At 65.1% G+C, this 14,628-nt stretch carries 13 protein-coding genes; 9 read left to right on the forward strand and 4 right to left on the reverse strand.

Annotated elements, in window-relative coordinates:
• The 4 genes from C480_RS20785 to C480_RS20800 all read left to right on the forward strand — a co-directional run.
• A partial coding sequence (locus C480_RS20785) for a Gfo/Idh/MocA family oxidoreductase (protein WP_241433902.1) occupies window positions 1–424 on the forward strand: 424 nt, incomplete at its 5' end.
• Entirely contained in the window at window positions 421–1,416 is a 996-nt protein-coding gene (locus C480_RS20790; protein WP_006667635.1) for a Gfo/Idh/MocA family protein, read from the forward strand. The genes C480_RS20785 and C480_RS20790, both read left to right, overlap by 4 nt.
• 84 nt (window positions 1,417–1,500) lie before the next feature.
• The gene (locus C480_RS20795) at window positions 1,501–2,547 is read left to right on the forward strand and encodes a Gfo/Idh/MocA family protein (protein ID WP_006667636.1); all 1,047 of its coding nucleotides are present in this window, start codon (window positions 1,501–1,503) and stop codon (window positions 2,545–2,547) included.
• 351 nt (window positions 2,548–2,898) lie between these two features.
• The gene (locus C480_RS20800; RefSeq protein ID WP_006667637.1) at window positions 2,899–3,633 is read left to right on the forward strand and encodes a fumarylacetoacetate hydrolase family protein; all 735 of its coding nucleotides are present in this window, start codon (window positions 2,899–2,901) and stop codon (window positions 3,631–3,633) included.
• A gap of 15 nt (window positions 3,634–3,648) precedes the next feature.
• Here the strand turns inward: C480_RS20800 and C480_RS20805 are convergent, their stop codons facing one another.
• Together C480_RS20805 and C480_RS20810 are read right to left on the reverse strand one after the other, a co-directional pair.
• Window positions 3,649–4,755, reverse strand: a complete 1,107-nt coding sequence (locus C480_RS20805) for a Gfo/Idh/MocA family protein (protein WP_006667638.1) — start codon at window positions 4,753–4,755, stop codon at window positions 3,649–3,651.
• 2 nt (window positions 4,756–4,757) lie between these two features.
• Window positions 4,758–5,738: an LLM class flavin-dependent oxidoreductase gene (locus C480_RS20810; RefSeq protein WP_006667639.1), complete on the reverse strand. Its 981-nt coding sequence runs from the start codon at window positions 5,736–5,738 to the stop codon at window positions 4,758–4,760.
• A 226-nt stretch (window positions 5,739–5,964) separates the two neighbouring features.
• Here C480_RS20810 and C480_RS20815 point away from each other — a divergent pair, with 226 nt between their 5' ends.
• On the forward strand, window positions 5,965–7,215 hold the full coding sequence (locus tag C480_RS20815) for an Nramp family divalent metal transporter (protein ID WP_006667640.1): 1,251 nt from the start codon (window positions 5,965–5,967) through the stop codon (window positions 7,213–7,215).
• Between the two features lie 168 nt (window positions 7,216–7,383).
• Complete coding sequence (locus C480_RS20820; RefSeq protein ID WP_006667641.1) at window positions 7,384–8,247, forward strand: sugar phosphate isomerase/epimerase family protein; 864 nt, start codon at window positions 7,384–7,386, stop codon at window positions 8,245–8,247.
• Window positions 8,248–8,256: 9 nt separating this feature from the next.
• On the opposite strand, the gene C480_RS20825 is transcribed toward C480_RS20820, so the two are convergent.
• Complete coding sequence (locus C480_RS20825) at window positions 8,257–9,735, reverse strand: sulfatase (protein WP_006667642.1); 1,479 nt, start codon at window positions 9,733–9,735, stop codon at window positions 8,257–8,259.
• A gap of 153 nt (window positions 9,736–9,888) precedes the next feature.
• On the opposite strand from C480_RS20825, the gene C480_RS20830 reads away from it, so the two are divergent.
• Together C480_RS20830 and C480_RS20835 are read left to right on the forward strand one after the other, a co-directional pair.
• Complete coding sequence (locus tag C480_RS20830) at window positions 9,889–11,037, forward strand: GNAT family N-acetyltransferase (RefSeq protein ID WP_006667643.1); 1,149 nt, start codon at window positions 9,889–9,891, stop codon at window positions 11,035–11,037.
• Window positions 11,038–11,230: 193 nt separating this feature from the next.
• Entirely contained in the window at window positions 11,231–12,124 is an 894-nt protein-coding gene (locus C480_RS20835) for a Gfo/Idh/MocA family protein (RefSeq protein WP_006667644.1), read from the forward strand.
• A 70-nt stretch (window positions 12,125–12,194) separates the two neighbouring features.
• On the opposite strand, the gene C480_RS20840 is transcribed toward C480_RS20835, so the two are convergent.
• Window positions 12,195–13,286 carry a Gfo/Idh/MocA family protein gene (locus tag C480_RS20840; RefSeq protein WP_241433903.1) on the reverse strand — a complete coding sequence of 364 codons (1,092 nt, stop codon included), beginning with the start codon at window positions 13,284–13,286 and terminating at the stop codon, window positions 12,195–12,197.
• A 135-nt stretch (window positions 13,287–13,421) separates the two neighbouring features.
• Here C480_RS20840 and C480_RS20845 point away from each other — a divergent pair, with 135 nt between their 5' ends.
• Window positions 13,422–14,606, forward strand: a complete 1,185-nt coding sequence (locus C480_RS20845; protein ID WP_006667646.1) for a HEAT repeat domain-containing protein — start codon at window positions 13,422–13,424, stop codon at window positions 14,604–14,606.
• The last annotated feature ends 22 nt before the right edge of the window (window positions 14,607–14,628 follow it).

Here is a 14,628-nt window from a genome sequence, read left to right on the forward strand (position 1 = left end):
GCCATCAGAGATGTGTATAAGAGACAGCGCCAGAACCTGCGGGGAGGTGGATTCGACACACGGGTTTGCCACGCTGCGCTTCGAGAACGGGGCGGTAGGATACGTGGAGGCCTCGTGGGCCCAGCCCTCGAGCAGATCGCTGACGTCCGAACTCGAACTGGCGGGTGACGACGGGCTCGTCGAGTTCTCAAGCGAGGACGGCGAGCCGTACGCGAACTGGACCGAAGGCGGTTCGACCGTCGAACGCCCGCTCGCGACCGACGGCTACTGGCGTGAACTCGACCACTTCATCTCTTGTCTCGAGTCGAATTCGGAACCCGAAGTCGGCCTCGAGGAGGCGGTCGAATCGCTCCGGCTCGCGCTCGCCGCGCGGCGCTCGGCGGAGCGCGGCGAACCCGTCTCGCCGACGGAGGTGGGACGATGACCGTCTCCCTGGGCATCCTGTCAGCGGCGCACGTCCACGCGAGCGAGTACGCGGCCCTGCTCGCCGAGCGGGAGGATGCCGAGCTCGTCGGGATCGCGGACGAGGAACTCGACCGCGCTCGCGAAATCGCCGATCGACACGGCGTCGAGTGTGTCTCCGAAGCGGAGGCCGACGCGCTGCTTGAGCGACTCGACGGTGCGCTCATCTGCTCGAGCAACGCCCGCCACGCCGAGTGGGTTGGCCGAGCTGTCGACGCCGGGGTCGACGTCCTCTGTGAGAAACCGCTCGCGCCGACCCTTGAGGAGGCCCGAGGGATCGTCGATTGCTGTCGCGACGCCGGCGTCGGGCTAGGGGTGGCGATGCCCCTCCGGTTCAGCGAGCCGGCGAAGCGGGCCCGGACGGCGCTCAAGTCCGGGGAGATCGGCTCCGTCAAATCGATCTCCGGGACGAACCGCGGGCGGATGCCCGGCGGCTGGTTCGCCGATCCCGACGCGGCCGGCGGCGGCGCGGTGATGGATCACACCGTCCACATCGTCGATCTGATCTCGGATCTCATCGATGAGCGGGTCGCGGAGGTGTATGCGGAGACGGGGACCCGCTTCCACGATATCAAGGTCGAAGATGTCAACGTGCTCTCGATGCGGATGACCGACGGGGCGACGTTCCTACTCGACGGTTCCTGGAGCCGGCCGGAGGCGTGGCATACGTGGGGCGACGCGACGGTCGAGTTCGTCGGCCGCGAGGGAACGATCGCCGTGGACTGCTTCGATCAGTTGCTTCGGCACACGGCGGCGTCGGGCGCTGACGAGGGCATTAGAACGGTCTTCTACGGAACCGATCCGAACGCCGAGATGCTCGGGGACTTCGTCGACAGCGTCGCCGAGGGGAGCGATCCCGCCGTCTCGCCTCAGGACGCGCTGGCGGCAGTCGCCGTCGTCGAGGCAGCCTACGAATCTGCGTCGGCCGGACGACCGGTCGAGGTCGAGTACTGAGGACCCTCGCCGAAGATTGCCTTCCCGGTCGAACGGTGACGCTTGCCGATCAGTTTTTGTCCGGTCCGGTCGTTAGTCATCTCGATGCCTCCCAAGTCGCCACCGCGCGTCGCGATCGTCGGACTCGGGACGATCGGTCGCATTCACGCCGAGCGAATCCTCCGACTGGACGCTGCGCTTGCCGCCGGCGCTGACGTCCGCGCCGACGCCCGGGAGTTGTTCGCCGGCGAGTACGACGTCCCGACGTACGCGGATCACGAGACGATGCTCGCCGACGCCGATATCGACGCCGTGTTCGTCTGCGTACCGAATCGCGTTCATGAGCAGGTTGCGATCGACGCCCTCGAGCACGAGTGCGCCGTCCTCCTTGAAAAACCGCTGGCCCATTCCGTAGAGAGCGCGGAGCGGATCGCGGCCGCGGCCGCCGACGCGGAGGCGTCCTGTGTGGTCGGATTCACGATGCGCTTTTCAAACGCGACACGGCGGGTCGCGGCGCTACGTGACGAGGGTCGCCTCGGTTCGGTCAGTCATGTCGACGCGACCTACCTTCGGCGGAACGCGCTGCCCGGCGAGGGACGGGGCTGGTTCACGGATCCCGACCTGGCCGGCGGCGGCGTCGCGATGGACCTCGGCGTCCACGCGCTCGATCTGGCACTGTATCTGCTCGAGTATCCGACCGTTCGAGAGGTGACCGGCGTCACCCGCAGCGAGTTCGGGGACTACGACGTGGAGGACTCGGCGCACGCGCTGGTGCGGTGTGGCGACGACCGGACGATTTCGATCCGGGTCTCGTGGCGAGCGACGCGGTCGTCCTCGAAGCGGTGCATCGTCCGGGGGAGCGACGCGGGTGTCGAGTTCAACGTCACAGAGCCGACTCTCGATGTGTTCGATACCCGCCCGGTCGGTACCGACGAATCCGACGGTCGGCCGACCGGTCCCGACGAGATGCTCTCGGTCGACGGAGGCGACATGCATCTTGCGGAGGACCGCGCGTTCCTCGCGACTCTCGCCGGAGAGCGGACCGCCCTTGCGGGCACCGTCGAGGACGCGCTGACAGTGCAGCGGGTACTGCGGGCGATCTACGACTCGAGCGACCGCGGAGAAGCGGTTCGGCCGTCCGAGTATCAGTAGGTGACGACGAAGGGTTTTGTTCCCCCGGAGACACCAGTTCTGATCATGGGAACGCTGCAGGTTACGCTGCTGAACGGTTCGTACAACGACATGACGATGACGGAGAAGTTCCGGCGCGATTCGACGCTAAGGTCCATTCGTTTACGGTGACGAGGGTGATCTGCCGGAGACGTTCACGTACGACGCCGTCGTCAGCGGATCGGGTGCATCGTTCGACTGGGATGAAGACGAGAAGTACGAGTAGTGCCAGTCAGCCAGGGATGATTCCTGTCGATCGAAACCGACCGCCGCGACCGATTCGTTGCTGCAACCGAAAGATCATTACTCCGGTAGATCAATGCTCGGACGAGGATGCACACAGTCCGATTCAGCGATCCGTCCGGCCTCACCCGGACCGGAACGTGGACCGACAGCGGTATCGACGCCGGCAACCAACGGTATGACCCCGCCGAGGTGACGATCCTCCCGCCCAGCGAGCCGACCAAGATCGTCTGCCAGGCCGGCGGCTACGTGGACCACCGCGAGGAGTCCGGCTTCGAAGACCTGCCGGACCGGCCCGAACTGTTCCTGAAGACGCCGAACTGCGTCGTCGGCCACGGAGACGCGATCGAACTGCCGCCAGGACGGGACGAGGTCGAGTTCGAGGCAGAGTTCGGCATCGTGATCGACGAGCAGTGTCGCGCGGTCGACGAGGACGAGGCCATGGAGTTCGTCCGCGGGTTCACCTGCGTGAACGATATTTCGAACCGCGACGATCAGGCCGAGGAACGCAACTGGGTCCGCGGCAAGGCGTTCGACGCCTCGCTCCCGATAGGCCCGGTGCTGGCTACGCCCGACGAGGTGCCCGACGACGCCCGCCTCGAACTTCGGCTCAACGGCGAGGTGAAACAGGAGACGACCCGTGACATGATGATCTTCTCCGTCCCGAATCTCATCGCCGAGGTGAGCGAACTCATCACCCTTGAGCCCGGAGACGTCATCGCGAGCGGCACACCGTTCGGTCCCGGTCCGCTCGGCGAGGGCGACGTCGTCGAGGTCGAGTTCGAAGGCGTCGGGACGCTCGAGAATCACGTCGTCGCGCGCTGAGAACGAGTCGGCGAACTACTTCTCGACTGTCACCCACCGATCCGTCTCGGCCGATTCGTACGCCGCATCGAGAACCCGGAGAACGGTCAGGGCGTCCTCGAGGGTGACGGGCGGTTCCGCATCGGCTTCGCAGGCCGCAAAGAATTCCCGGACGAACTCTCGGCCCCACGTACCGCCGTAGCCGGCTCCCGGCTCGTACTCGTGCGTGATCGTCCGGTGTGGCGTTGCGCTCCAGTCGTCGTCCGCCGACTCGAGTTCGAGTTCGGTCTCGCCGTCGAAGCCGAAGGTCCGACCCATCGGATTCCAGTTGCTCCGGCCGCCGCTGCCGTAGAGATTGAGCTGGGTGTCGTAGATTCCGTCACGCAGGTAGTAGCCGCAGTGGACGGTCCCGAGCGTTCCGGTTCCGGTCTCAAGCTGGAGCGTCGCGCCGTCTTCGATATCGACTCCGTCGAACCCCGCGGTCATGCTAGCGTTCACTCGGGCGATCGGTGCCTCGAGGAGCCAGGTGAGTAACTGGATCCAGTGGATGCCGAGCCACTGGAGGATGCCGCCGCGGCTCGCGTCCGTGTCGAAGACGAAGTGGTCGGTGTTTCGGTACGCGAGCTGCGAGGCGACGAACCGCGCCTCGAACCCGCGGAGGTCGCCGAAGAAGCCGTCGTCCAGGTGGGACTTCAACTGCGCGGCGATCGGGTGGCTTTGCCACGGGTAGGAGACACAAATCGTCGCGTCGGTCCGGGCCTCGAGGTCGAGCAGCGGCTCGAGTTCGGCGGCGGTTCGGCCCGCCGGCTTCTCCGTGTAGATGTCGACGTCGCGCTCGAGGGCCTGTTCGACGGCCGCCGGCGTATCTCGGTTCGAGAGCGTCAGGAACACCGCGTCGACGGCGGCGTCGGCGAGCATCGTTTCGAGGTCGCCGTAGACTGGTACGTCGCCAAGGCTCGCCACGGAGTCGACGTCGAACGCATCGTTCGGCTCACAGGCGCAGGTCACCGTCGCCGGCAACGTCTCGAGGGTCCGCAGGTACGGCTCAGCGTGGTGGTGGTCGAGACCGACGTAGCCGACGGTTGGAGCCTCCGTCCCGTCGCCAATAGTGCCGTTGCCAGTCTCAGTGTCTGGTCCAGCCATGGTCACTCGAACGCAGGGATGACTTCGTCGCCGAAGCGCTCGAGCGTCTCGAGGGTCGTGTCATGGGGCTGCCCGGGGAACTGACAGCGGACGTACACCTGGTCGACGCCGAGGTCCTCGTACTCGCGAAGTTGCTCGATACAGTCCGCGGGCGAGCCGATAGCGAACTTCTCTTCGAGGTCATCGTAGTCGACCTCGACCTCGTGTTCGTCCATATATGTCTGGCCCCAGCGGGCGTACATCTGGTAGAGCTTCAGGAGGTGGGGCTCGATGGTATCTTTTGCCTCCTCGACGGAGTCGGCGACGAAGCAGTCGCGCATAAGGATGACGTCGTTGTCCTCGCGATCCATATCGAACTCCTCGAGCGAGGATTCGTAGACATCGATCTGGTCCTCGAGGTCGGCCGTCGTCGAGGAGGCACTTGCGATCCAGGCGTCGCCGCGGTAGGCCGCCCGTTTGATCGCGATGTCTGCGTGGCCGCCGATCCAGACCGGCAGCTCCCCTTCCGGGCGAGGACTGACGAACACATCCTCGAACGACCACTGATCACCGTCGTGGGTAACGCTCTCTTCGCTCCACAGCCGCTTGAGCACGTGCAGCGATTCGATCATCGCTTTCGATCGTTCCTCCATGTCGATCCCGAACGGTTCGATCTCGCGCTCGCGGTAACCGACCGCGGCGCCAAAGTGCATGCGCCCGCCTGAGAGTCGGTCGATCATCGCGACGTACTCGGCGAGGTGCAGCGGGTTGTAAAGCATCGGCAGCATAGCCATCGTCGAGATATCGAGCGTCTCGGTTCGCGCCGCGATACCCGAGAGCGCCGTAATCGGCTCGACGACGCCCTCGTCGTGGACGTGTCGCTCGCCGAGCGAGACGCCGTCGAAACCGACGTCCTCGATCAGTTCGACTTGCTCGTACAAGTCGGTGGCCTCGAACTCGTCGTCGGGCGTGTAGTACTGATTCAAAAAAACGCCGAACTTCACGCTCGCGTCACCTCGTTCTCGGTTCCGTTGGTCGCAGCGAGAAGGATTCTGTCGTCGGTGCGGCGGAGGGACCCTGGTCTCTCCCCGAACACATGGCTGTTTACAGGCATTCGTTGGTCTAGCTTGACGAACTAGTTCCTAATGTAGCTTGCGGCGCGCGTAATCCACTCGTGACGGACTGTCTCGCCGGTAGTTATTTATGATACGTCATCACGTACCAATATAGATGGCGACACGCATCTCGGGTGCCATAACGGGCGGGACGGTGTGGAATCAACTGCGGGCGCTCGGACCGGCGCTCGTTCTCGCAGCAGTCGTCGTCGGTCCGGGGAGCATCGCGCTCAGCACAATCGCTGGAAGTACGTACGGCTACCAGCTGCTCTGGGTACCGATCGCGACGACGGTCTTCATGATCACGTACACGTGGATGGCCGCGCGGATCGGGCTGGTCACCGGCGAGACGATCCTGCAAGTCGCAAGGAGACGATACGGGTCGGCGGTCGCGACGGCCGGCGGGTTCTTCGGCTTCCTCGCGATCCTCGCGTTCCAGGCCGGGAACAACGCCGGAATCGGGTTCGCGACGAACGCGCTCGTTGGCTACGACATTCGCCTGTGGGCCGCAATCTTCTCGCTCGCCGCGATCGGCTTCCTCTGGTTGCCCGACCTGTACAACAAGGTCGAACTGCTGGTGAAGGCCGTCGTCGGTGTCATGCTGCTCGCGTTCGTTGGGACGCTCGCAACCGTCGGCTTCGACATCCGGGCCGGCGCGACCGGTATCGTACCGACCATCCCCGATGTGGACGCCGCGCTCCTCGCGCTCGGGATGGCCGCGACGACCTTCTCCATCGCCGCGGCGACCTACCAGAGCTACCTGGTGCACGAGAAGGACTGGGGCATCGACCAGCTGTCAGAGAAGGGGATGGACAGCATCCTCGGGATCGCCGTGCTGGGACTCATCGTCACGGTCATCCTCCTGACCAGCGCGAGCGTCATCTCCGGGACGGGCGAACCGGCCTTCTCGGCGACGGATATGGCCACCCAGCTCGAGCCCGTCGCCGGATCGGGTGCGTTCTACCTGTTCACATTCGGGTTCTTCTTCGCGAGCCTCTCATCGCTCGTCGTCAACGCGCTCATCGGGGCGACACTGCTGGTCGACGGACTCGGCCTCGATCCCTCGATGGACGGTCGTCCGGTCAAGATCTGGTCGACGGTTGCCGTGGTGTTCGGACTCGTCGTCGTTCTGGTCTTCGAGGGCGATCCGGTCGAACTGCTCCGCATCGCCCAGGCAGCCGCCGTGGTCGCGTTCCCGATCCTCGGCTTCCTCATCCTCGCGCTCGCCAGCAGCGACGACGTCATGGGGTCGCACTCGAACGGCCGCTTCGCCACCGTTCTGGGCGTCGTCGGCTACCTCGCCATCGTCGGGATCGTCGGCAACTACCTCTACGAGATCGTCTCCGAACTCGTGCAGTATCTCTGACGCGGTGCCTTCGGCAACAGCGCCGCTGTCGGATGGTCTCTCGTGGGTCGAAATAACGGCCGTTCGGAGCCCCTCGCTACAGTTTCGCAACGAACTCGACCTCGATGTCGGTAAGCGAGACTGATCGTACACCAGACTTTAAGGTTCAGCGATGCGATCGTAGTCGCAATGGCGATACGGACAGCCCTGTTTAGCAAGGTGCTTCGCGACCGCTCGCTCGAGGAAGCGGCCGAACTCGTAGCGGAGATCGGCTACGACGGATTCGAGCCGATGTGCCGAGACCCCCATCTCGACGCGGATCGTTCGCTTGAAGAGGTAACCGCATTCCGCGATCATCTCGACGACCTCGGCCTCGGGGTCCCGTGTCTGGCAACGTACACCGGTCACTATGTCGGCAAGACCCGGGAAGAGTGTGAGGCGGAACTTGAGACGTTCGAACGGTTCCTCGAGTTCGCGGACGCGCTCGACTGCGGAATCGTCAGGCACGGTCCCGGCGGACCGCCGGTCCGGGAGGCGACCGACGACGACTACGAGCACGCCGCGTCGTGGCTCGCTCGCGCCGCCGACCGCGCCGCCGAGTACGACGTGACGATCGGCATCGAAATTCACGCGCACACAATCGCCGAGACGGTCGACTCGACGCAACGACTCTTAGCGGAGATCGACCGCAAGAACGTTGGCGCGATTCACGACGCTGGGAACATGTACATCACGCTCGACGACTTCGGACTGGCGTCGGTGCGCGAACTCGGGGACGACCTCGTCCACGTCCACGTCAAGGACGAGCAGCGGATCGACGATCCGGACCGGCCGGGCGCGTTCGAACTCGAAACTGACGACGGGCTCGAGACGTTCCAGCCGCGGCTGCTCGGTGAGGGCGCCGTCGACCACGGCCCGCTGTTCGACGCACTTGCGGAGGCGGGGTACGACGGCTACGTCACCGATGAGTGCCACGTTCCGCGGGACGATCTCAAGGACGAACGCGAGATCGCCGAGCACGAACTCGCGGAGCTGAACCGGTTGCTCGGCTGAGTTTCTCCGTTACTTGAGTCGGTCGCGAATTTCCGCCGCGTGTTCCTCGCGACCCGTTTCTTCGAGGTGGCTGGCGTAGTCGTCTACCCGGTCCCAGGTGTAGTAGGGTCCCTTCTCGCGGAGTACCTGCCACATCGGGTCGGTGATGCCGTTCGAGGCGTCCGGATTGCCGCCGCGCTCGCCGCGGGCCGCCTCGAGCAGCCGGTCGTCGTGCCAGCGCTGCAGCCTGGCCAGCCCGTCATTGACGACGTTCGGCTTCGCCGTGGAGAGATCAGTCGTCTCGTGGGGATCGGCGGCGAGGTCGAACAGCATGACGTCCTCGAGGCGGCTCCGATAGGCATCGTGGTAGGTACGGAGCAACAGCCAGTCGTCCCAGCGAACGCCCCGCTGGCACGTCCACGCCCCCTGACTGACGATCAGTTCGTCGCGCCCGTCCGCGGAGCCGTTAGTAACTGCGTCGACGAACGAGCGGCCGTCCCAACCCTCGGGCACGTCGCCGCCGACGAGATCGACGAGCGTGGGTGCAAGATCGAGCTGGTAGCGCAGATCGTCGTCGGTTCCTGGCTCGACTTCGGGACCGCGAACAATAAGGGGGACCCGACACGTCATATTGTCGGCCAGTTGATGGTCTCCGTAGACGTTGAGTTCGCCGAGATTCTCGCCGTGGTCGCCGCTGATCACGACGAGCGTTTCCTCGAGAACGTCCCGCTCGCGGAGGAGATCGATCAGTTTCCCGATGTAGTGATCCATGTAGCGGACGCCGACATCGTAGCCGTCGATCATCGTCTTGAACTCCTCGCGAGAGGAAATCTCCGGCGGCATCCGCGGACGGTCCCACGACCTGACCCACCCTTTGAGATCCTGCGCACTGTGGGGACCCGACTCCTGATAGTGCTGCTCGATCAAATCCTCGGTCAACCACTCTGGTGCGGGCTCGTCGGCGAACGGGTTTCCGTACTCCGCCGGGGTGCGATAGGGCGTGTGTGGATCCCAGAAGTTGACGTGGCAGTACCAGTCGTCTTCCATCGCGTGCGCCTCGAGCCAGTCGCGGGCATAGGGGTACACCTCGTCGGCGCGCTCGCCACCGTTGCCCCCGGTGTCGTACAGCTCCCGAAATCCTTCGACCACCTGCCAGCCGTCGTGGCGGTCCGGAAACGGACTGATCATCGTCGTGTGAATTCCCGCGTTGTTCAGTGCCGACGCGAGCGTCCTGAACCGGCCCGGGTAGTTCGCGCGCCGACTCGAGCCGTGGCGTCGAGGATCCGCGTTGCGACCGCCGTGGTTGATCACGCCCGTGTGGATCCCGAATCGGCCCGTGTAGAACGCCGTCCGCGAGGGGAGACAGGGCGCGTCAGAAGTATAGACAGTGGTGAACGTTCGCCCTTCTACCGACAGGTCGTCGATGTTGGGCGACGTCTCGCGGTGGTAGCCGTAGCAGCCAAGGTGATCCGGCCGCAACGAGTCGCAGTCGATGTACAGTATCCGCATGCACCGATAACGGCCAGTATCGATAAAATAAGTTTCCCCGAGCAACTCGCCGCTCCGTCCTTCGACAACCGGAGTTGCATTCCGCAGTTGGCCGCTGCAGAGCACACCGCTGACAAAGCTTTTGTGACAGGACTTCCTCTGGCTCGGTATCGCATGGCAGACACTGAGAGTCCGCGGCTCGCGACCGCGGACGACTTCCACGAAATGACGGCGCTGCTCGATCGACACTTCGCCTACGAGCGCTACGGGATGGCCGCCCGGCTCCCGTTCTGCTACGACTCGGAACGCAGCGAACGCCACGCTATCATCGAGAAGGACGGGGAGATCGTGAGTCACATTGCCGCGATACCGCAGACGCTCGTCGTCGGCGAGGGAACCGTCGAGTGCTGGGGGATCGGCGGCGTCGCGACCGACAAACGGTACCGCGGAAACGGGTATATGAGTCAGCTGCTCGAGTTCTGGCTCGATCGGATGGACGACGCCGGCGTCCCGCTGTCGGAACTCAGCGGGAACCGCCAGCGCTACAACCACTTTGGGTACGAGAATGCCGGCGTGGAACTCCGGTACACGATCTCGAAACGCTCGTTCGCGACGACGCCCGAACCCGCGGTCGACACCGTCGTAACTCACGACGGATCGGACGCACACCTCGAGGTGCTCCGCGGGATCCACGGCCAAGAACCGTACCGCGTTCGGCGCGACCGGGAGCGAAGCCGGATTACGTTCGGCCAACGCGGGCTCGAGACGCTCCTGTACGAGGGCGACAGCGACCCAGCGTACCTCAGCCTCACGCGGGAGAGTCGTAGCCGCACGATAAAGGAATTCGGCGGCTCCGAACACGGCCTCGAGGCGCTGCTCGGCCACGTGCTCGCGATGTACGACCTGAACGATCTGACGGCCTGTGTCCATCCGCGTCACCCGCTCGACGACGTGTTTCACCGCCATAGCCGGTTCTGGCAACAGCGACCGCACCGGAAGCTGAACATCCGGGATCTGTCCGCACTCCTCGAGGCCTTCGAGGGACAGCTCGAGCGGCGCTGGCGCGACGGGGATCGGACCGAGACCGGCGAAATCTCGCTGGCGCTCGAAGAAGAGGGGGCAACTGTTCGGCTCTCGTACGGTCCGGGGCGCGTGACGGTCGAGCGCGTCGCCGACGATCCCGATCTCTCGCTCGATCGAATTTCGATGACGGGCTTGCTGTTCGGCTTCCACGATCGGAAGCGCACGCTCCGACAACAGGACCCGTTCCTCGAGGCAACACTGCCGCTCCAGTTCTACATCTGGCCGACGGAGCACGTCTAGAACGTCACGGCCGTTCAACCGGTCCGGTCGCAAGGCTACCCGGTCGCGAGCCGCAACGACGGTTCGCGACGACGCGGTCGCACCGTCGGACTCGTTGGTTCGGTTGACCCGCGCATTCTGTCACCGAGTTCGAGGGCGAGATCCGTTTCAGCAGTAATCAGAATTATATATCAAGAAAGTAGACGTATCTACAATGATCGAGCTAGGGGTACTCGGACTAGACACCAGTCACTCGGAAACATTCGCAAGCATTCTCGAGAACCGGTCCAACGCGTCGGTCACGGCCGTCTGGGACGGCGGTGACGTCCGCGAGAGCGAGTACACGCGCGAGTTCTGCGAGCGCTACGGTGCGACCAGGTACGACGATCCGCACGCGATGATCGGCAACGTCGATGCGGCGATGGTTCTCACGGTCGACTGGAACGGGCACCGTCACCTCGCCGTGCCGTTCCTCGAAGCGGGTGTCCCGACGATGGTCGACAAACCGGTGGCGGGATCAGTCGCCGACGTGATCGCGATCGAGCGGGCGGCGGTCCGCGGCGGCGCGCCGCTGTTCGGCGGCTCGGCACTCCCGTTTCACCCGTCGGTTTCGTCGCTTGCCAAGACGATGCCGGACACGGCGTTCTCCGTCGGCTACGGAGATACGTTCTACTACGGCGTTCACCTCGTCGACAGCGTTCGACTGCTTGCGGGGACCGACTGGACGCAGGTGACGCCGAATCACGGCCCGGGTCGGGTCGCGACGATCGACTTCGCGGACGGCTCCGCGGCGACGCTCCGGTTCGACGGGCCGGAAGGCGACGGCACGTTCGGTTTCCTCACGGTCGGCGAACGCACGCAAACCGTCCAAATCGGAAGTTCGACCGCCGAACTCGAGCAGATGTATGAACCGTTCTTGGATGAGTTCCTCGCGGCGGTCCGCGGTGAACGCGACGACCGAAACCGCGTCACCGACGCGGGGACGCTCCTAGTCGGCGTGCAGACCGCCCTCGAGACTGGTGATCCGGTGACACCCGACACCGGCGCGCTCGAGACGGCCGAGGTCGCCAGCGAGTCGTTCCTCGCCGACTACGAACCGTACTACTGAACGACCGTCACGGAGCGTCGGAAGAACGAACGCCGCTCTCGCAGATAGCTTCGCGTCCCGCGCCGCTCGGTCAGGAGTCGGTGTCCGGCGCGACCTCCTCGTGGGCCGGACGGGGAGAGAGTTCGCCCGACTCGACCATCGAGACGAGCGGGTTATCGTCGATCGAGAGGGGGAACTCCATGCGCTCGCGCCGGCGCACCGACTCGTAGCAACCGAAAATAATCTCCATCGTCGCGAACGCCCGCTGCGCGCCCAACTGGGGCTCTGCGTCCGTCTCGAGGCCACGAATAATGTCGCCGACTGCGGCCGGAATGTCCGCCAGCGGCTCGCCCGTGTCGATTTCGTCCCACGCCGCGGCGTCGGCCGTCCGCACCCGGATCTGGGCGTTGCCGTCGGGATTGAGTTCGAGGACGCCCTCGGTCCCCACGACGCGAACGTCGCAGTCGATGAACGGGTTCTCGTCGCCGGTCGCGATGACGGCGTCGGTTCCGTCCTCGTACTGCCAACGCACGAATGCTTGGTTCTCGTTGTGGACACCGTAACGGACGTTCTCCTCACGGTAATCGATCTGGCCCATCACCCACGCCGCGGAACGATCGTCGAGAATGGAATTACAGAGATCGACGAGGTGGGTACCGGCGTCAAAGAGATTCTTCGTCGCGAGTTCGACGCGGGTGACCTCGCCGAGGTCGCCCGCCGTGACCAGCTCCGCTGCGCGCCGGCTCGGGGTTGCGACCCGCCGCTGGTGGTTGAACGTCAGCTGGATGTCCCGTTCGTCGCAAACCGCCACCATGCGCCTGCTGTCCGCCATGGTATCGGCCATCGGTTTCTCGCAGTGGATCGCCCGCAGCCCGTCCGCGTTCGCGCAGTCGATCACGATGTCGGCGTGGGTCGGCACCGGCGTACAGACGCTGACGATGTCGGGTTCGACCTCCCGAAGCATCCGCTCGTAGTCGGTGTAGACGTTCGCCGGATCGATCTCGTTGCGCTCGGCGAATGCGAGCGCGTTCTCCTCGACGATGTCGGCGCAAGCGACAAGCGAGCAGCGCTCGTCCCCGTCGTACGCGCTCGCGTGGTGGTACGCCATCGCCGCACTTTCGCCCCACACCGGGTTGTCCGGCTCCGGTCCTGTTCCAATGAATGCTATGTCGTAGTCTGACACGGTGCCAGAATGATTGTGAACGTATCAACAAATAGGTACCGGACCCCTTTACTTCGGTTCTCCGTCGCCGAGTCACGCGGTCGTCCGCTCGGCGACGGCAGTTATAAGGGGGCACGGAACTCGATACGACGTACCATGATCTCGCCCGGCGAAGACGCGACCGACCGCGCGAGTGAACTCCTGGACGCGGCAACGGCCGATCCCGCGCAGATCTCGCTCGCGCACGTCGTCGAACTGCTCGTGCTCGGCAACCCGGAGACGCGCCGACTTGCGATGAAGTGTCTCGAGGCCACGCTCGACGTCCGGCCTGAGGCGTCCGAAGCCGCCGTCACCGCGTTCGAGCGGCTGCTCGAGGACGGCGATCCGCACGTCCGCCGCAGGGCGGCGCTCTCGGCGGGGGCGGCGATACAGGGGGCGGATACCGAGTCGTTCGAAGCGCTCGTTTCGCCGCTCGAGGCGATCGGAAGCGATCCCGCTGAGCCGGGTCGCGACGCCGCGGTCCGTGCGCTGGCCACGATCGGGCTCGAGCGCCCCGAATCGGTGACGGGGGCGGTCGAACTCCTCCTCGACGTCTGCCACGCTAGAGTCGTTTCGGCGGAATCACCGGCCGACACGTCGCCGGGAGCGTCGTCGAGCGTCGGCCCGGAACGCGACCGGAGGTTGACAACTCGCGTTCAGGCGATGGCCGGACTCACGCGGATTGCGGCCGAGCGGCCGGAGACGATCGTTGGTTACGTCGATCAGGTCGTAGCTTTGCTCGAGGACGACCACCACCTGATCCGGTCGGGAACGTGCGAGGTGCTCGAGTCGCTCGCCGAGGGCCACTCCGACGAGGTGGCCCCGTTCGTCCCGGCACTGGTCGATCGCCTCGCTTCGGACACGGACCACCCCGTTCCGTGGCGCGCGGCGGACGCGCTCAACGCCGTCGGCGGTGAGTACCCAGAGCTTGTCGGCGCAGCCCTCGGGTCAGTCGTCGACGACATCGAGGCCCTCCTCAAGCGGCGCGATCCCGGAATCCGGGGGGTCGGAATCGGCCTCCTCACCTACGTCACGCAGGTCGATCCCTCGTCTGTCGAGGGGCTGCTCCCGCGCGTTCACGAGCTCCTCGCCGACGACCACGCACCGGTTCGGGCGAACGCGGCGCTGACGCTCGGGCTAACCGGCTACGGGGATGCGGTCGACGACCTCGAGGTGCTCGTGGCGGACGACCCCGAGCCGGCGGTTCGCGACGCCGCGACGCGCGCGCTCGAACGGCTCGAAGGCGAGCACGAACCGTCGCCCGAGCACGTACACGAGAACCGACCAGTAGACAACTATTAAGACATCCGTCTTCATTGCTACC

Origin of the sequence: Natrialba aegyptia DSM 13077 (genome assembly GCF_000337535.1) — an archaeon.
Taxonomy (GTDB): domain Archaea; phylum Halobacteriota; class Halobacteria; order Halobacteriales; family Natrialbaceae; genus Natrialba; species Natrialba aegyptia.